We start from the raw sequence: 17671 nt of genomic DNA on the forward strand, positions 1-17671 counted from the left end.
ATCAATACGTTTATATAAAGGGAGCTGCGGCTCCCTTTTTACATTGCTTCACAAAGCCTACTTATATCAGGAGTTAATTTTACTTATATTAAAGTCGGGATAAAAAAATAACTCAGGAACCCTATGAAAATTAGTCACTCTCTTTACTTGTTAGCTATACCACTTGCTATCGTTGCGGCGTGTAACAAAATACCGAGTTCTGTAAACGAGTCCAGCTCATTTTCAGCTGCAGATAAAGTAAACACCTTGGCGCCTGTAGCCAAAAAAATACCTCATGAGATGACTATTCACGGTGATAGCAGAGTTGATAACTATTATTGGATGCGTGACGATACTCGCACCGACCCACAGGTTCTTGCCCATTTAGCAGCTGAAAATAGTTATGTAGAAAAAATGATGGCTCATACAAATGCTTTACAAAATAAGTTATTTGAAGAGTTGAAAGGACGTATTGAAAAAGATGATGAATCAGTACCCATAAAAAAGGGAAGCCATTATTATTTTTCACAAACTCATGGTGATAATGAATACCCTGTTTATATACGAAGTACTGATAAGCAAGGACAGCATCAGCAGGTTATTTTAGACGTAAATAAGCTTGCTAAAAATCATGATTATTTTGCAATAACAGGACTTGATGTAAGCCCAAATGGTGCTTTATTAGCCTATGGTGAGGATACGTTGAGTCGGCGTATATACACTATAAAAATTAAGGATTTGACAACCAATCAATTATTGCCGGATACAATTGAAGGCAGCGAAGGTGATGTTGTTTGGGCGAATGATAATAAAACCTTTTATTATATTAAAAAAGACCCGCAAACCTTATTGGGATATCAAGTTTTTCGGCACAGGTTAGGCACGTCTCAAGCGGATGATGAGCTCGTATATGAAGAGCTGGACATGAGCTATTACACCAGTATTGAGAAGAGCAAAGATCACCAAGAGATTTATATCAAGCATAGTAGCACGAGTGCTTCTGGGGTGTCGGTTATTGATGCAAACGATATCAGTGCCATGCCAAAACGTTTAATTCCACGTGAAACAGGACTCGAGTATGACATTAAGAAATTAGGTGACTGGTATTACATAGTCACTAATTTAAATGCCGTAAACTTTCAGTTAATGAAAGTGCATCGTGAACAAGCTCAGGATAAAGCGAAGTGGCAAACGCTGATTGCTGGGCGCGAAAATATAAAGCTGGAAAGTATTGAGTTATTTAATCATCACTTGGTATACGAAGAGCGCACAATGGGGCAGACCTCTTTAATTATTCGTGATTTACGTGATCAGCAAGAACAAGTGATTGCCTTTAAGGATCCGACATATACGGTTTCTAGCTATGGTAACTATGAGCTAGATAACCCTAACTTACGTGTTTACTACTCAAGTATGACCACGCCAAGTACAAGTTACGATATTAATTTAGAAAACGGTGAAAAAACGCTTCTCAAGCAGCGCAAAGTGTTAGGTGACTTTAATCCAGATAACTATATATCTGAGCGGGTGTATGTGACAACGCGAGATGGTGTCGATGTACCTGTGAGCCTCGTTTATCGTAAAGATAAGTTTGATAAAAACGGTACTAACCCGTTATTACAGTATGGCTATGGTTCGTATGGTGCGACGATGGATCCAAGTTTTTCGAGTTCGCGACTAAGCTTGCTTGATCGCGGTTTCGTGTTTGCAATTGCACATATCCGCGGTTCACAAATGCTTGGGCGCCCATGGTACGAAGATGGCAAGTTGTTACACAAGAAAAACACATTTAACGATTTTATTGATGTGACAGAATCTCTAGTTGCACAAAAGTATGGTGACAAAAATAGCATTTTTGCCATGGGGGGCAGTGCAGGTGGCTTGTTAATGGGGGCGATAGTAAACCAAGCGCCAGAACTTTATAAAGGAGTGATTGCAGCTGTTCCTTTTGTTGATGTTGTAACAACGATGCTTGATACCAGCTTACCGCTCACGACCAATGAATATGATGAGTGGGGTAACCCAAATGATAAAAAGTATTATGACTATATGTTGTCATATTCACCTTATGATCAAGTGAAGCAACAAGCCTATCCAAATATGTTGATCACAACGGGGCTACATGACTCACAAGTACAATATTTTGAACCGGCAAAATGGGTGGCTAAATTGCGTGAGCTGAAAACGGACAACAATGTATTGTTATTCAAGACCGATATGGAAGCAGGACACGGTGGTGCGTCAGGGCGGTTTAAAAGTTTAGAAGATACCGCACTGTATTATGCGTTTATGTTTGATTTGGCAGGTATCAAACAATAATCAATATACGCACCAGTGGGTGATTCGACCTTAAACTGGTGCATGCTTCGTTAAGTTAAAGCGAAATTGGGTCCCCTTACCCAGGGTACTGTGTACTTCAATATCACTATTCATTAGTTTAAGTAGCTGTTTGCAAATAGCTAAACCAAGTCCACCTTGGCCTCGTTTAATACTATTACGTGCTTGGTAGTGAGGTTCGAAGATTGCCGTTAACTCATCAGCGTGAATGCCTACACCCGTGTCAGAGACTGAGACAAATACTTGTTCGTTGAGTTGAGACACTTCTACAGTGATTAATCCTTTAGAGGGGGTATGGCGTATCGCGTTTTCTATAAGGTTAGTCAGTACACGCTCTAGTTTGGCAATATCTGCTGTCACTGGAAAGTCACAAATTTTGGGAGTGACTTTTATTGTCACCCCAGCTGCTTCAGCGTTTAATGCTAATTTGGCGACACAGTCGTAAATTAATTCGCCAAGATTAAACGTTTCCGTTTTTATCTTTACTTGGCCACACTCTAAATTAGCCAGTTCAAAAATTTGTTCAATTAACAACTTTAATTGCTGGCAATTATCCATTGCAAGGCTGAGATAACGTTGTTGCTCGTGCTCACTCAGATGGGGGTGTGGTTTTTTTATAACCTCAAGAAAACCATGTAATGAAGCCAGTGGCGTTCTTAAATCGTGTGATAAATGAGTAAGTAATTCTCGGCGTTGTTTATCGATTTGCTGCAAAGATTTAAATTGCTCATCAATACGAGATAGCATGCCATAAATTCCCTTACTTAAGTTGCCAATTTCGTTATTCCCCATATAGCTCGGACTAAGCGCCATTTCTGTGAGGCTGTAGTTGGCTGCTTTTATTCGGCTGACCTCTTTATTTAATTGCTTAAGTGGTGAGGTGAAAAAGCGAAATAACAACAACATAGTGATAAATAGCGCGACCATAGCTGCTACAAACCACATTGCCCCTAGCCAAACTGGGTTATCACGTTTGACCTCGTTCAGCGTTGCATCAAAAGCTTGACCACCAATGATCATATACAAGTAACCTTGTAGCTTTTGTTGATTGTAGACAGGTGCAGCAGAGAATATTTTTTGACCTTCAACGTTACGCGGGTCGTCACCATAAATAGGTGTAGAGCTAGGCTGTGCAATTAACTTTTTTATTGGGCTTAGGCTTATTTTCTGTCTCACTACTTTGCCTGGTTTGGCCGAATAGGTCAGCAAATTACCTTCAGGGTCTACAAAGTAATATTCGAAAGCAGGTCCCAACACCATTAAGGTATGAAATAAGTTTTCTAACGCTTTATAGTCATACACACCTTGTTTTATTAATGGATTATCGTTTACAAGGTGCTCAGCGAGGTGGATGTGTAATTGCTGCTGTGCTTGGTGCTGAGAATGTTGTTCAAGCTTTTTACTCCAATTAAATATAAGCGCACACAACAGGCTAAAAATAATGACTAGTGACCAAGCTAGTTTTTGGTAAAGGGTCATCGAAAACATCATTGTATATTTAACTGCCCTGGATTTAATCTATAACCGACACCCCATACTGTTTCTATAAATAGAGCACGATGGTACTGTTCAAACTTATTGCGAAGGCGATTGATATGGGAATTAACGGTATGCTCGTAACCACTGTGTTGGTACCCCCAAACTTGATCAAGTAGCTGCTGGCGGCTGAAAACATGGTTAGGATGCTTTGCAAAGTGTACCAGTAAATCAAACTCTGTCGCGGTTAAGTTGACGGCTTGATTTGCTAAGTAAGCTTGATGACTCGAAAACTCTATGTGTAAGGCTCCGAGCTGAAGTTGTGCTTCATCGGGTTTCTTTTTTATAGAGGATTGAGCAATAAGTAATTGTTCTCGGTGACGTAATTGAGTTTTTACTCTCGCTTGTAATTCTCTTGCAAAAAACGGTTTACAAATATAGTCATCTGCACCCATTTCTAAACCAATAACTCTATCCATGTCACTGCTCAAAGCGGTAAGTAAAATAACCGACACTGTGGGGTAGTGTTCTTTAATTTTGCGGCATAAACTTAAACCATCCATTTGCGGTAAATTTATATCTAATATAACAAGCCCATAATCATTGCTTGCTAGTTTTTTTAATGCTGATTCAGCAGAATCGGCTTCATCAATATGTAAATTTAGGTTGCTAAGTTGAGTTATTACAAGTTGACGTATAGCACGGTCATCTTCAACAATTAAAAGTTTTTCTGGGCGCATAGTCTTGTCCAAATCGCTAAGGCACTTCCTTATGCCCTTAGCGCAAGTGAGTGCTATGTTATTGCGTCCGCGTAATGACAACTTGAGTCAATGGGTTATCAAACTTATGTTGACTACTAAGTACAGAGCTACTTAGACCATCATGTTGACTAACGACACCTGGGTGCATAGCCACATAGTTAACATCATTACGCTCTTCATTAAACCCTTCGCCTGAATCAGCTGGTCCAGGAATTGTCCCTGCGGCTTCTGAATTAGCCTCTGTTCCAGCATCATAAGCAAATGTAGTAAAAGTCAGCGCTTCATCGACAGCTAACGAAGACACATCTATTGCATTAAGACCGGTAAATGCATCATTTGTATTCACCAGCATGGTTGCTAAGCTTATTTTTAATGAATCTAGTTGCTCTGTTGTGAGTGATAATGTTACCTGACTACCTGGCGGTAGAGGCGCATCGGCAGATGCAACTGCGGTTGCAAAATCAACCGCTAATAGGTCGCTGTTGTTTCCTCCTTCGGCCATTACCTCAAGCGCTGTCGATGCAGGGCTACCAATTTCCCAAAGCATGTTTTCGGTATGAGAAATCACAGCAATTGGCGATAATGGTTGTGCAGCAGTTAAGTTACTTACTTGTATTGTAAATTCGTATGTAACGACTGGGCTAACAACGGGAGGTGACACGACTTCAGGTGGAGTCTCTGAGCGATTATTATTTGAGTCACCACAGGCCGCAAGGCTGGCGCCGAGCGCAATGATGATCAAGCTTTTTGTTAAACGAAGCATAATAGCTCTCCTACTTAACCGTTACTGTCAATTTAGCAACTGGGTTTAACCATCTGTGTACTGTGTTATCAAGGTCACTAATACCTGCTTCAAGATCATCATCACCTAAGTTACCAGGATGAATATGTACCATTGTGTTGCTTTCACTGCTTGTGACACCACTACCGCCTGTGCCTGCATTTCCGCCTGGTGCGGCAGGAATACCGGGAACGCCCAAAGCCCCTGAGCCTTCAACAACGCGTTCATCATTTGCTTCAGTGCCTGCATCATAGCCATTTAGGTAAATAGTGTAAGTACCTGCTTCGGTAGGTATTTTCCAGCTATTCAAGCCGACAAACCCATCATTTGTTGGCAACAACATGGCTGTTAGAGATAAGTAGTCGTTACCTTCTGTTGTTGTTAGGCTTGCCATTGTCGATGCGGCCGGAGCAAGTAACCCTTCTGCTGGGTTGGCAACCAGATCGCTATTAGCGGCTGTTGCTTCATCAACAAGAGGTGCAATGTTGCCACCTTCAGCCATTGTTTGTAGCGCTGTAGATGCTGGCGTTGCGACTTCAAAAAGTGATGTATCACCGCTGTGGGCTGTAATCAGAATAGGTGTAAAATGAACACCTTGAGTGAGGTTTGTTAGTTTGATATCCAGCTCAGCTGCTTGGCTCGTGAAGCTAGAAATTGCTGTTGCAGCTAGCAAAGTTAAAGATAAAGTTTTCATTATTTGTTCCTGTTTTTGACTGTTCAAAAACAGTATCAAATAGCAATATCATAAAAGCCTCACGAAGTTATCACTTTTTTATCACAGTAACGAAGTGGGGTGAAAACAGCGTGTTAAATCGACTCATAGGTATATTAACTAGGCAAATATAACGCTATAGTGAAGGTGATAAAAAATAACAAGGAGTCATAATGGACGATAATCAAAAGGTTGAAGTTATAACGGATAATAAGGACCATCGAACGTGGGCAATGCTATGTCATTTAAGCTCATTTGCTGGATTGTTAATCCCTTTCGGATCTGTCATTGGGCCACTCATTGTCTGGCTTGCCAAAAAGGATGAAATGCCGTTAGTGGCTGAGCATGGCCGTAAGTCATTAAATTTTCAGTTAACGATGATGATTGCATATATCATTAGTTTCTTGTTGATGTTTGTTGTTATCGGCGTCATTTTATTACCTGTCATCGCCATTTTTGCTTTTATTATGGTTGTTGTATCGGCAATCAAAGCCAACGATGGTAAGGAAGTGGATTACCCGCTGAGCATCGAATTTATAAAATAAAACTGAGAAATTAGATATACTAGAAAAGCTCAGCAGTGTTGCTGAGCTTTTCTTTTTTTGGGTATGTATGGCCTATCTTTCGCTTTTTTTTACTGCATTTATTTCAGCAACTTTGTTACCTAGTTCATCAGAGTTGGTAATGACGGCAATGATTGCCAAAGGGGGCTATTCACTTTGGTTGTTATGGCTTAGTGCGACACTCGGTAATGTGCTAGGTAGTTGTGTTAACTATTGGCTTGGCACACAGGTCATGCGTTTTAAAGATCGTAAATGGTTTCCGGTCTCTGAAAAGTCCATTAAAAAAGCTGAAAAACAATTCAATAAATACGGTATTTACAGTTTATTGTTTGCTTGGTTACCTGTGGTGGGCGATCCGCTCACTGTGGTCGGTGGAATTTTTCGCGTTAAGTTTTTAACTTTTCTCGTACTTGTCGCCCTTGGCAAAGGTGCACGCTATTTAGCTGTGCTTGCCTTTGCTGTTGGGCTTGAAAAGTTTTTTTAGTTTTTTTGCCAATCGAGAGTCAGCGATACTGAGTCTGCAAAACGCAGCGCATGTGGCTTATCAACACGAACTTTGGCGTAATGAACACTTTTATGCTGGTGGCAAATAGCTAAAATCTCGGCAACGAGCTTTTCTAGCAATAAGAAGTGACCTTCCTCGACTAACGCGATGACTTCTTTAGTAATGGTCTTGTAGTTAAGTGCTTTATCAACAGCATCAGTTTCACACGCTTGCTCAGCAGGGTAGTGAATTTCAAGGTTAATCACGACATCTTGCTTTTTTTCACGCTCTTCAGGGTTAAAACCAATAAAGGTTCTTAGCCTGAGGTTTGTTACATTGATAATTGCATTGGCCATGATTACCCTCTAACTAACTGCAAAAACTCATTACGGGTTTTTGGATCGGCTCTGAAGCTGCCAAGCATAACAGAGGTACGCATGCTTGAGTTTTGCTTTTCAACGCCGCGCATCATCATACACATATGTTTTGCTTCAACAATAACACCAACACCTTTTGCACCTGTGACCTCTTCAACCGCCTTGGCAATTTGATGAGTAAGCTGTTCTTGAATTTGGAAGCGTCGTGCAAACATATCGACAATACGAGCAAATTTAGACAGACCGAGTACTTTACCATCAGGAATGTAAGCAATGTGACAACGGCCAACAAAGGGCAGTAAGTGGTGTTCACACATTGAGTAAAGCTCAATATCCTGAATTAATACCATGTCGTCAGCATCAGAGGTAAAGACGGCGTTATTGGTAATTTCATCAAGTGTTTGGCGATAACCTTTAGTAAGGTATTCCATCGCTTTTGCTGCGCGTTTCGGCGTATCAAGTAAGCCCTCTCGTTGAGGATCTTCACCTACTGCGCTAATTATGTCTTGATAGCTCTTTTTTAAATCATCGTGCATAGATTTCTCAGTAATACGTTATTTTAAATGTCTGCCGCCATCGACAGGTAATGAACGCCCTGTGATGTAGCGGCTGTTAAGTAGTAGCTCGACGCTATTAATAATTTCTGTGCAGCCAGGTTCAATTTCCATTAAAGACTTTTTGATGGTTTTGGCTCGGTATTCTTCACTGTCATGATCATTAAAAATAATGAGTGATGGGGCAATTGCGTTCACTTTAATTGCTGGTGAAAATTTCGCTGAAAATGATTTAGTTAAGTTATCGAGTGCTGCTTTACTTGCTGCATAGGCTAGGTGTTTAGGGCTGCCTTTTTCCACCACGTAATCTGTCATGTGGATGATATCGGCAGCTTGACCTGTATTCTGTTGATAATGAAGCAGTAGATCAGCCGCAGCTAGATTGATTAAGTAAGGGGTTTTAGCATGTATGCGCATCATATTATCGAACAGTGTCGCATAATCTTGGTTATTGGCTTCACAATCCCAACTCGACGCGTTATGAATAATTGCTTTTAGCTGATTAGTATGGCTTTTTAGTTGTTCAATAAAATGTGTAATTGCTGCATCACTGTCAAAGTCAGCATGAATACACGTTGCTCCTTTACCTGCGAGGATATCAATAGCATCGTGGCGAGTGCGGTATGTGACTATGATTGCTTGTCCTTGCGCTAAAAAGTGCTCGGCCAAGGCGAGTCCAATACGTTGGCCTGCGCCAGTAATTAAAATAGGCGATGACATAAACTATGTATAAATCCTTAGATGTCTGATGTGTTGGGCTTTCTATTCAGTGTGAACTGTAACCACTATAAACCAAATTACAGAACTATTTCATCTTTACTGCAATCATGTTGCAAAACTTTTTACGGGTAAAGTTTTAACACCGATCATTTATCATATTGAGAAATGAGGATATTGCTAAGGGGGCGATATCAGTGTAGCGTGGAAGAGAGGGCAACTAATTTGCTTATTGCTTTAAATTGCCCTTGGGTATTTTGCCGCTTAAAGCTCGTCATAAATAGTAGGAATTGCTTGGCGCTTATGTTGAGTACGTAAGTAAATAGCGATTAATTTATCTTCTACTTCGCTTGTCACATCTTTGCCTTCTAAAAAGTCATCAATTTGTTCGTAGGTTAGGCCAAGTGCCTCTTCATCTGTTAAACCTGGGCGATCACACTCTAAATCAGCTGTTGGTGCTTTATGAACCAGCAACGACGGGGCTCCTAGCTGCTCAGCAAGCGCTCTTACTTGACGTTTCGAAAGACCAAATAAAGGCGCTAAATCACACGCGCCATCACCAAATTTAGTGTAAAACCCCGTAATGTTTTCAGCACTGTGATCGGTGCCTACAACTAAACCTTGGCTAAAACCGGCAATTTCATATTGTGCCACCATTCGCTGACGCGCTTTCACATTACCTTTAATAAAGTCAATTTTTGCTTGCTCAGGAAGCTCAACGCCGCCACCGACCACAGCTGCCATTGCTTGTTCGTGCATCCCATCAACCGCCGCTTTAATGTTTACGGTCATGCGCTTACTGGGTTTAATAAAATCAACGGCCATTTGTGCTTCGTCTTCATCTGCTTGCACACCGTAAGGTAGGCGCACCGCAATGAATTGGTATTCGTTGGTGTTGTGTTCTTGGTTTAATTCATCAATGGCTAATTGGCATAAACGACCACATGTTGATGAGTCAACACCACCACTAATACCTAAGACAAGCGAACGGGAATGCGCAGCTAAAAGTCGGCTTTTTAGAAAGTTGACGCGGCGCGTAATTTCCGCCTTCACATCAATCGTGGGTTGGACTTTCATTTCTGCCAGAATATCGGCACGCATGGTTGAGCTCCTATTTTCGTTGTGGTTGTTCAGCGTCTTATACATTATGTTACGAGCAACGCTTTTATTAAAGACCTAAATGCGCTTTTATCGCGTTAATTTGTTGCTTAAGTTCTTCGATTTCGGCACGTAATTGTTGAACTTCGCTGTTGCTGGCCTGTTCAGGCTCATGATCAGCTATATCTTTTGCTAAGCTATCTGAGTCAGCAAATAAGTGCATATAACGGCTTTCTCGTTTACCTGGTTCACGGGCTAAACGGATAACATGTTCTTGCTCGATAAGGGCATTAAGGGCGATTTCAACGTCATTCACATTAGAGAACTCGGCGAGGCGATTACTCCGGGTGCGTAACTCGCCAGGGGTCTGCGGCCCTCTTAGCAATAATAAGCAAATAATCGCACGCTGTTGCTCAGTAAACTGTAAGCTGCCAAACTGAGTATTGCAAAAGCGATGCGCGTATTTGTTTACTCGACCCGAAAGACCTTCATCAACAGTGACTAAACGTAAATGGGTCAGTTCATCTATGATATTTTGTACATCCGACTCGCTCAGTGATAGAACCGGTTCACGGTTTGATTTTTGATTGCAGGCGTTGGTTAATGCGTTTAAAGAGAGAGGGTAGTGCTCAGGTGTTGTGATTTGCTTTTCAAGTAAGCAACCTATAACGCGTTGTTGGTTTGGTGTTAAGTGCATTGTTTTACTCTCTGTGTTTATGAGGGCTTAGCCACATTTGTAATTTTTTATTTAAAGCATCAAAGTTAAGTGGTTTGGTTAAATAGTCATTCATGCCAGCACTGAGGCAGCGTTCTTTATCGCCTTGCATTGCATTCGCGGTTAAGGCCACGATATTAACGTCTTGATGTGCATCTCCCGCTTCTGACGCTCTAATTGAGCGTGTTGCTTGATAACCATCCATTTCAGGCATCTGGCAGTCCATTAGAACAAGCTCGTAAGGAGCCTCTTCTCTGTTGAGCAAATATGAGATCGCTTCAAGGCCATTTTCTGCGATATCAAAGCTCACTCCAGCTTGTCTCAACAATGCACTTGCCACTATTTGGTTTACTTTATTATCCTCGACTAAAAGTACTTGTGACTCAGTGTCAGAGTTAACCTCTGCTATTTTTGCGTTTATCGGCTCTTTGTTGGTTTGCTGCTGCTCAATGTATTTTTCATTAGCAAGCGAGTTAAATAAGTCCGAAGGAGTGAGGGGTTTAAAAATAATACTCTCCACTTTTAACACGTGTCTTGTTTGCTTTTCAGTTAAACTCATCGGTGCCATTAGAATACGCTTACCACGGCTTGCATTAAAGTGGGTTTGAAACGCTTTTTGTTGAGCTTTAGACGCTTTAGTGAATAGATCGTAGTCGATAAAAATAGCATCAAAATGACAGCCAGTTGGTTGTTGTGCACGGGCAAGTAAGCCGTCAATATTATTAATTACTTCTACTTTAGCACCCCATAGCTGTAATTGTTTTTTAGCAATACCACTGCTTAGCTTGCAGTTATCTGCAATGAGTATCAATTTCTTGTCGATAATATGACTCGGCTCGGGTTGTTGTTGTGCATAGTCTAGTTTTACTTTCACAGTAAAATTAAAGGTGCTGCCTTCACCTAGCGCACTTACTACCCCAACATCTCCCTCCATTAGTTGACAGAGCTGCTTCACAATTGCAAGCCCAAGTCCCGTACCGCCATACTGACGAGTTGTTGATGCATCAGCTTGAGTAAAAGAGTCGAACAATGTGGCTTGTTTATCTGCTTTGATGCCAACTCCCGAATCAACTATGGAACAACACAAGAAGGTGTCGTTGTTTGCTACTTCGTAGCTAGCTATGACGATTATTTCACCGTTGTTAGTAAACTTGACGGCATTTCCTAGTAGGTTATTGATAATTTGACGAATTCGATTTGGATCACTAATGATAAATTCATGTTTGATATTAGTGGCATCAAGAATCAGCTTGGTGTTGTTTTGTTCAGCTTTGATTGCAAAGGATTCAATGGTATCTCCCAGTAGTTTCGATACATTGAACGATACATTCTCTATGTCTAGTTTGCCGGCTTCGATTTTTGAGAAATCTAAAATATCATTAATGATATGCAGCAAAGATTCAGCTGATGACTGAGCAAGTGCAATGTGATGACTTTGTTGAATATCAAGCTTGCTTTGTTTAATTATATTAAGCATGCCAATCACGCCATTCATTGGGGTTCGGATTTCATGACTCATACTGGCTAAAAATTCGCTTTTGGCTTTTACCGCTTGCTCTGCCGCTTCTTTTGCTTGGACAAGCTGCTGTTCGGTTTCAATTCGTCGTTGACTGGCGTGTAAACTGCCAATGAGTGCCGCCACTGCAATTAAAAAGCTTTCCTCATTTTTGCTCCACTTACGCCGGTGGTGACACATTTCTGCGCAAACTACCCCCATCGTTTTGCTACCTGTGGGAATAATAACAGTTAGCATCGAACGAATATCAAAGTGTTCTAGGTAATCAACAGATAAGTCTTTTGTTAGGGAATCACATTGTGCATCACTTACGCTTATCACAGCATGGTTATTTATGGCGTCAAAATAATTAGGGAAGTCGATTTGCTGTAGAGCGATAGATTCGCTGAATTGGGGGTTGCTTTGGTCGTGTATCGCAAACCTATTGAGTGATTGTCTATCATCACTGAAGAGCCAGATTCCTGCACGGTCAACGCCAAGGGCATGGCAAATTGCTTGCACAATAATATGTTTTGATAGGTTGAGGTTACCTGTTAAAACCGCATCATTAACAGTTAAAGATGCTAAAATTTCATTGTGGAGGGCTATTTTGCTGTTCTCAAGTTCAACACGTTTACGGGCATCTATATCTTGCAAAGAGCCAAACAGTTTCACGCATCGTTGGTTGTGATGTTCAGCTTCGCCATTGACAAGAACCCAAACAGGATTGCCTTCGTACGTCATTATTTGTACTTGTGTTTCAAAGCTCTCGCCATTTTTAATCGCTTTTTCTGTTAGGTGGCGAATTTTGTCTCTGCTGTAGCCTGGTTTGAAGTAATCAAAATTACTGGGCCATTCGGGCTGGCTTGAAAATGGTAGTTTAAAAATCAATTTGGTCATTTCTGACCAATATACTGTTTTAGTTTCGAGATTAAAGGACCAAGCCCCTATTTTTGCTAAACCGCTCATGGTCTCGAGCATGCGCTCGTTTCTATATTGGCGCTCAAGCATTTTCAGTAAAAAAACAGATGCACCTGCAAATAAAGCACAAATTAGAATAATCGCCAGCCGTAATGGCCAAATAGAAGAATTAGCAGGCTGCCAGCCTTGTTTAGGTGTGGCGTACATTTGCCACTGACCGCCTGAGAATGAAATGCTAAAGCTGAGTGGATTAGTCTCTAGAATCTGTTCATTACCATAAAAAAACTCGCCATCAAGCCCTTTACCATTTCGTCCTTGTAGCGCGAGTTCATATTCATTACTAAGCGAAGTGAGCCCTGCGTTTTGATACACTTTATTTATATCTAAAACGACAGACAGTAGACCCCAAAATTGATTGTTTGGCTGGGTAAATACGGGCACTCGAGCAATGAGCGCTTGGCCGCCTTGTACCAGTTCAAGAGGACCTGCCATAATAATTTTATTTTCGTCCCGTGCTTTTATGGCATCTGAGCGTTGAGCTTTATTTTTTAAAAAATTTAACCCAATTGCCTTTTCGTTTCCCTCCATCGGGTAAGTCATTTTTATAACCATATCGGGTGCACCGCCGATGTTTCTGAGCTCAGAGGAGGTTTCAAATAGTGGTGTTGCGATTTGTGAGAAGCGGGCTTGGTTAAGATTAGGCTCTGCAGCCACTGCAACCGCAAGACCTCGTACGAGTTGAATGTTTGACACCAATATTGATTCCAACTCAGCGCGGTAAGTACTTATTTTCGCAAGCTCTTGTGAGCGGTAGGCGTCTTTCTCTCGCGTATAGTTGATATGGTCAATGACTAGACCGATTAGGATAATTAAACCTAAAGAAAGCCAGAAGGTGAGCTTTAGTTTTTTTAGCTTTTTATTATCATTTTCAGTAGCGAGTGGCATGAGAGGTATCGGTTTTTATACTATCTACCTACTATAGACAATTTCTGTCGTAAATAAAAATGAAGCACACAATCTTAAAACTAAATTTAATTATTTGTATCGAAACACTATTTTTTCATAAAACACTGGTTACTATAGGCTTATAACTCCTTCGGAAGCGTATTTAATATGTTTAAAATAATTAAATGGTTGTTGATGAGTCTACTCGTCGTTGCGTTATTGGCTACGGGGCTTATTTATGGCGCGTTGAACTTAAGCTTGCCCGCTCTGGATGGCAAGGGAACAAGTACAGCAATTGAACAATCCGTTAAAATCGAACGAGATGTGCTAGGTCAAGCTGTGATTCATGCACAAAGTCGTTTAGATGCGGCATATGCGCTTGGCTTTGCTCATGGACAAGATCGCTTTTTTCAAATGGATTTATTGCGTCGAAATGCAGCCGGAGAGTTAAGTGAATTATTTGGCAAAGCCGCGCTGGAACTTGATAAAACAATGCGCTTTCATCAGTTGAGAAAACGAAGCCAAATTTTACTCGAGCAATTACCTTCGTCAGATCGAGCACTATTGGCGACATATGCAAAAGGTGTGAATGAGGGACACGCACAAACGGGCTTTGATAGTTTTGAATATTTACTAACAGCTGCTACGGCGAAACCATGGCAAAGTGAAGACAGCCTACTTACTATTTTTAGTATGTATTTGGATTTGCAAACTGCGACTTTTGAACGAGATAAAACCTTAATTCAAATAGAGCAACTATTTGGTAAAGAGATGGTTGCTTTTATTACGCAACCTAGCCTGTATCAAGCAGCTCTCGATAACAGTCAGCTAGCTCCTTACAATCACTCGATTCCTTCCTTATCAGCACCTTTGAGTATGATCACGCATATTGAAGATACTAAGGAGTTAGGCAGTAATAATTGGGCTGTTACGGGGGATTTAACGCAAACAGGTGCTGGGATGTTATCTGATGATATGCATTTGTCGTTTGCGGTGCCGATTATTTGGTATAGAGCGCAGTTAAATTACCCTTTAAATGGCCAGATGCAACAAATAACAGGCGTTTCGCTACCTGGTGCCCCTGCAATTGTGGTTGGCACGAACAATAAAGTCGCTTGGGGTTTTACCAATGGCTACTTGGATACAGCAGATTGGATTGCACTCGACGGGCGCGACAAAACATGGCAGATAGATGAAGCGATTTTACTTAATGATGGCAGTAGTGAAAACTATACGCTGACCATGAGTGAGTATGGTCCGGTAAAAAATATAAACGGTAAGCCTTATGCGCTAAGTTGGGTGGCACATCATGATTATGCGGTTAATATGGACCTAATAAAGCTTGAGCAAGCAAATAACGTTGATGATGCGTTAGCGCTTGCAGCGGATGTTGGTATTCCTGTACAAAATCTAATGGTTGTAGATGATAGTGGGAGTGCAGCTTGGAAGAACATGGGGGCGATTCCTGCACGCAAGGTTCCTAACGAACTTGCTGTCTCAGAGCAAAATTACCCAGTAGGGTGGCACGAAAATGAAACTGAGCGACCCTATGTTAAGAACCCTGCAAGTGGTCGACTTTGGACGGGGAACTCACGTGTTGTTTCGGCTGAAGATAATAAACGCTTTGGTAATGGTGCTTATGCAATGGGCGCACGTTCGGCTCAGATCCGCGACCGTTTATTTGAAAAGCAGCAATTCACAGAGAGCGATTTTTATCAGTTGCAGCATGATAATGAAGCTCGCTTTTTAACAAAATGGCATAACCTACTTGTAAAGCAACTTGAAAGTAGACCCAATGAGTATAAAGCTTCCCTAACAGAGTTAAACAATTGGCAAGCATGTGCATGTGCAGATTCGATTGGTTATACGTTAGTGAAGTACTACCGTGATGAAGTGATTAATGGCCTGTTCAGCCCACTGGAAAATGAACTGCAAACGTATGATGGCAGCTTAAAGCACGTGAAGCGAGATCTTGAGCCTGCAGTTTGGCAGCTAATAAATACTCAACCGAAAGGTTGGCTAAACCCTGATTATGCTGATTGGTCTGAGCAAATGCGAGCAGCATTTGATCGCGCCCTTGATAAGCTGACCACTCAATATGGACAGAACATGCAAAATTGGCAGTGGGGAAGCGTGAATAAGCTCGTTATTGAGCATCCATTTGCAAAACAAATTCCCATACTCAAAAAGTTGCTCAACATGCCAGCGGCTCCAGGGTTTGGTGATACCTTCATGCCAGCAGTACAAGGGCGTAGTTTTGGTGCCTCACAACGATTTATTGTACAGCCAGGACACTTAGATAAAGCTATAATGGCAATTCCTGGTGGTCAATCTGGGCATCCGCTGTCTGAGTTCTATCGTGCGGGATTTGATGACTATGTTAACGAAGGTCTCACCCCTCTTATGCCACAGAGCATTATGCATAGTATTACGATAGATGCGGTTAATTGACCGCATCAGTATCATCCAGTTGTAAACAGAATGCTTTTACAACCGTGGTAGTATTTCTTCCTGCATCTTTACTGTCATAGAGTGCTGCATCAGCTTGCTGCAACATGCGCTCTAAAGATGCAAGCGGTTGCCATTCAATTAAGCCAAAACTCATTGTCACCGATAAGTTTGGTAGCTCTTGGTGAGCGTCTAATGTCGCAATATGTTCACGCAAGGCTTCTATTTTTTGTAACCCGTGATACTCATCGGTATTATCGAGTAAGAGCAAAAACTCCTCACCACCCCAGCGTACAGCTATATCTGTTTCATTTAAGAATTCACCTATTGCTTGTGCAATATTGACTAAAATCGCATCGCCTTTGTCATGGCCATAGGTATCGTTAATTTGTTTAAAGTGATCGATATCAGCCATAACAAGGCACAGGCTTTGATCTGTTTCGATGCTTTTTTTGTAAGTTGCTAAAATTAATTTTTTAGCAAAGCGACGATTATAAAGTTTGGTGAGTGGGTCTCGTGATGCCATTTCGGTTAATTCAACACGCTGTGAAAGCGTAATCTCTCTGATCAGCCCAATAGCGTAAACCATAGGCAAACCAGCAATAATAATATTTGTTAAATGTACATAAGGAATAAGCTGTGGGTAGGTATATTGATAAGGTACATCGTTGAAAAAGATGTATAGAAGAGCAAAGGTAGTGATCATCAATAAGCTGTATAGTGCAGCGCGTTTTAGTGATAATTGGTAGTCAATCATCAAAATACAGGAGATAGTCCACAAATAAAATTGAAACCCTAAATCGAGCCCTAGTGTGGCGCATACCACAACAGCATGAATAAGTACTTCTAAACAAAATACTCTCAATGCTAAAGAGGTCAACCCTTGTTTTATTAGAAAGATACCGCTGCCCCACGCAACGACACTAAGAATATTGACTAAAGCTAAAGTAATAGCGCCCACATGGGCAAAAAGTGGAATGAGCAACGCATGCACTATCAGTGCGAAATATGCGATTTTAGAAATGATTAAAAACTTTACTTGTTCTATTTCTTCTAAACCTGACTGCTTTGATTGTTTTAGTAAATGTTTTATCAAATGAACCTCATACAAGCAGGCGCTTAAACGCAAAGTATAGATGAAAATAGCCTAGCTGATGAATAAATCACCAATATCACCTTCACTCATTAATAAGTTTATTGTGGGTCGATTTAATTAAACGCATATTCATACGCTGTTTATTATGCTGATACTTGGCATAGTGTGTAATTGATGCCACTCTAAAAGAGCTATTTTAAACGTGCTACCGT

General features: G+C 41.1%; 15 protein-coding genes. 4 read left to right on the forward strand and 11 right to left on the reverse strand.

The genetic code is table 11. The features are described from left to right. Positions 1-123 precede the first annotated feature (123 nt). The gene (locus tag L3Q70_RS00400) at positions 124-2298 is read left to right on the forward strand and encodes a S9 family peptidase (RefSeq protein WP_237114668.1); all 2175 of its coding nucleotides are present in this window, start codon (positions 124-126) and stop codon (positions 2296-2298) included. A gap of 30 nt (positions 2299-2328) precedes the next feature. Here L3Q70_RS00400 and L3Q70_RS00405 read toward each other — a convergent pair whose 3' ends face one another. Genes L3Q70_RS00405 through L3Q70_RS00420 form a run of 4 tightly spaced genes read right to left on the reverse strand, consistent with a single transcriptional unit; the run spans position 2329 to position 6028 of the window. Continuing rightward, positions 2329-3795 (reverse strand): HAMP domain-containing sensor histidine kinase, encoded by a 1467-nt coding sequence (locus L3Q70_RS00405; protein ID WP_228074381.1) that lies wholly within the window; start codon positions 3793-3795, stop codon positions 2329-2331. An 8-nt stretch (positions 3796-3803) separates the two neighbouring features. After that, a complete protein-coding gene (locus L3Q70_RS00410; RefSeq protein ID WP_062569454.1) occupies positions 3804-4532 on the reverse strand; it encodes a response regulator transcription factor in 729 nt (242 codons plus the stop codon). A 58-nt stretch (positions 4533-4590) separates the two neighbouring features. Beyond that, positions 4591-5316 (reverse strand): spondin domain-containing protein, encoded by a 726-nt coding sequence (locus tag L3Q70_RS00415; protein ID WP_062569455.1) that lies wholly within the window; start codon positions 5314-5316, stop codon positions 4591-4593. Positions 5317-5326: 10 nt separating this feature from the next. Beyond that, entirely contained in the window at positions 5327-6028 is a 702-nt protein-coding gene (locus L3Q70_RS00420; protein ID WP_237114669.1) for a spondin domain-containing protein, read from the reverse strand. A gap of 191 nt (positions 6029-6219) precedes the next feature. Between L3Q70_RS00420 and L3Q70_RS00425 the strand changes: the two genes are divergently transcribed. Both L3Q70_RS00425 and L3Q70_RS00430 read left to right on the forward strand, forming a co-directional pair. After that, positions 6220-6591 (forward strand): DUF4870 domain-containing protein, encoded by a 372-nt coding sequence (locus tag L3Q70_RS00425; protein ID WP_062569457.1) that lies wholly within the window; start codon positions 6220-6222, stop codon positions 6589-6591. Positions 6592-6658: 67 nt separating this feature from the next. After that, on the forward strand, positions 6659-7093 hold the full coding sequence (locus tag L3Q70_RS00430) for a YqaA family protein (protein WP_062569458.1): 435 nt from the start codon (positions 6659-6661) through the stop codon (positions 7091-7093). Here L3Q70_RS00430 and folX read toward each other — a convergent pair. The 6 genes from folX to L3Q70_RS00460 form a co-directional block, all read right to left on the reverse strand. Next, positions 7090-7449, reverse strand: a complete 360-nt coding sequence (gene folX / locus L3Q70_RS00435; protein WP_062569459.1) for a dihydroneopterin triphosphate 2'-epimerase — start codon at positions 7447-7449, stop codon at positions 7090-7092. The genes L3Q70_RS00430 and folX overlap by 4 nt on opposite strands. A 2-nt stretch (positions 7450-7451) precedes the next feature. Next, positions 7452-8006 (reverse strand): GTP cyclohydrolase I FolE, encoded by a 555-nt coding sequence (gene folE, locus L3Q70_RS00440; RefSeq protein ID WP_062569460.1) that lies wholly within the window; start codon positions 8004-8006, stop codon positions 7452-7454. A gap of 18 nt (positions 8007-8024) precedes the next feature. Further along, positions 8025-8744 (reverse strand): dihydromonapterin reductase, encoded by a 720-nt coding sequence (gene folM, locus L3Q70_RS00445; RefSeq protein WP_062569461.1) that lies wholly within the window; start codon positions 8742-8744, stop codon positions 8025-8027. A gap of 261 nt (positions 8745-9005) precedes the next feature. Then, positions 9006-9842 carry an ammonia-dependent NAD(+) synthetase gene (gene nadE, locus L3Q70_RS00450; RefSeq protein WP_062569462.1) on the reverse strand — a complete coding sequence of 279 codons (837 nt, stop codon included), beginning with the start codon at positions 9840-9842 and terminating at the stop codon, positions 9006-9008. Positions 9843-9909: 67 nt separating this feature from the next. Beyond that, positions 9910-10536: a DUF480 domain-containing protein gene (locus L3Q70_RS00455; RefSeq protein ID WP_237114670.1), complete on the reverse strand. Its 627-nt coding sequence runs from the start codon at positions 10534-10536 to the stop codon at positions 9910-9912. A gap of 4 nt (positions 10537-10540) precedes the next feature. Then, on the reverse strand, positions 10541-13915 hold the full coding sequence (locus tag L3Q70_RS00460; protein ID WP_237114671.1) for a response regulator: 3375 nt from the start codon (positions 13913-13915) through the stop codon (positions 10541-10543). A 168-nt stretch (positions 13916-14083) separates the two neighbouring features. Between L3Q70_RS00460 and L3Q70_RS00465 the strand changes: the two genes are divergently transcribed. Continuing rightward, complete coding sequence (locus L3Q70_RS00465) at positions 14084-16366, forward strand: penicillin acylase family protein (protein WP_237114672.1); 2283 nt, start codon at positions 14084-14086, stop codon at positions 16364-16366. On the opposite strand, the gene L3Q70_RS00470 is transcribed toward L3Q70_RS00465, so the two are convergent. Further along, complete coding sequence (locus L3Q70_RS00470) at positions 16359-17459, reverse strand: GGDEF domain-containing protein (RefSeq protein ID WP_228074382.1); 1101 nt, start codon at positions 17457-17459, stop codon at positions 16359-16361. The genes L3Q70_RS00465 and L3Q70_RS00470 overlap by 8 nt on opposite strands. Between the last annotated feature and the right edge of the window lie 212 nt (positions 17460-17671).

It is taken from the genome of Pseudoalteromonas sp. CF6-2 (assembly GCF_021729425.1).
Classification (GTDB): Bacteria; Pseudomonadota; Gammaproteobacteria; order Enterobacterales; family Alteromonadaceae; genus Pseudoalteromonas; species Pseudoalteromonas arabiensis.

What these genes read in the sequence shown, in the direction of transcription:
- L3Q70_RS00460 (WP_237114671.1), bottom strand. Translation starts at nt 13,915, where the DNA reads ATGCCACTCGCTACTGAAAATGATAATAAAAAGCTAAAAAAACTAAAG.
- folE (WP_062569460.1), bottom strand. Translation starts at nt 8,006, where the DNA reads ATGCACGATGATTTAAAAAAGAGCTATCAAGACATAATTAGCGCAGTA.
- L3Q70_RS00430 (WP_062569458.1), top strand. Translation starts at nt 6,659, where the DNA reads ATGGCCTATCTTTCGCTTTTTTTTACTGCATTTATTTCAGCAACTTTG.
- nadE (WP_062569462.1), bottom strand. Translation starts at nt 9,842, where the DNA reads ATGCGTGCCGATATTCTGGCAGAAATGAAAGTCCAACCCACGATTGAT.
- L3Q70_RS00410 (WP_062569454.1), bottom strand. Translation starts at nt 4,532, where the DNA reads ATGCGCCCAGAAAAACTTTTAATTGTTGAAGATGACCGTGCTATACGT.
- L3Q70_RS00420 (WP_237114669.1), bottom strand. Translation starts at nt 6,028, where the DNA reads ATGAAAACTTTATCTTTAACTTTGCTAGCTGCAACAGCAATTTCTAGC.
- L3Q70_RS00465 (WP_237114672.1), top strand. Translation starts at nt 14,084, where the DNA reads ATGTTTAAAATAATTAAATGGTTGTTGATGAGTCTACTCGTCGTTGCG.
- L3Q70_RS00415 (WP_062569455.1), bottom strand. Translation starts at nt 5,316, where the DNA reads ATGCTTCGTTTAACAAAAAGCTTGATCATCATTGCGCTCGGCGCCAGC.
- L3Q70_RS00425 (WP_062569457.1), top strand. Translation starts at nt 6,220, where the DNA reads ATGGACGATAATCAAAAGGTTGAAGTTATAACGGATAATAAGGACCAT.
- L3Q70_RS00405 (WP_228074381.1), bottom strand. Translation starts at nt 3,795, where the DNA reads ATGACCCTTTACCAAAAACTAGCTTGGTCACTAGTCATTATTTTTAGC.
- L3Q70_RS00455 (WP_237114670.1), bottom strand. Translation starts at nt 10,536, where the DNA reads ATGCACTTAACACCAAACCAACAACGCGTTATAGGTTGCTTACTTGAA.
- folX (WP_062569459.1), bottom strand. Translation starts at nt 7,449, where the DNA reads ATGGCCAATGCAATTATCAATGTAACAAACCTCAGGCTAAGAACCTTT.
- folM (WP_062569461.1), bottom strand. Translation starts at nt 8,744, where the DNA reads ATGTCATCGCCTATTTTAATTACTGGCGCAGGCCAACGTATTGGACTC.
- L3Q70_RS00400 (WP_237114668.1), top strand. Translation starts at nt 124, where the DNA reads ATGAAAATTAGTCACTCTCTTTACTTGTTAGCTATACCACTTGCTATC.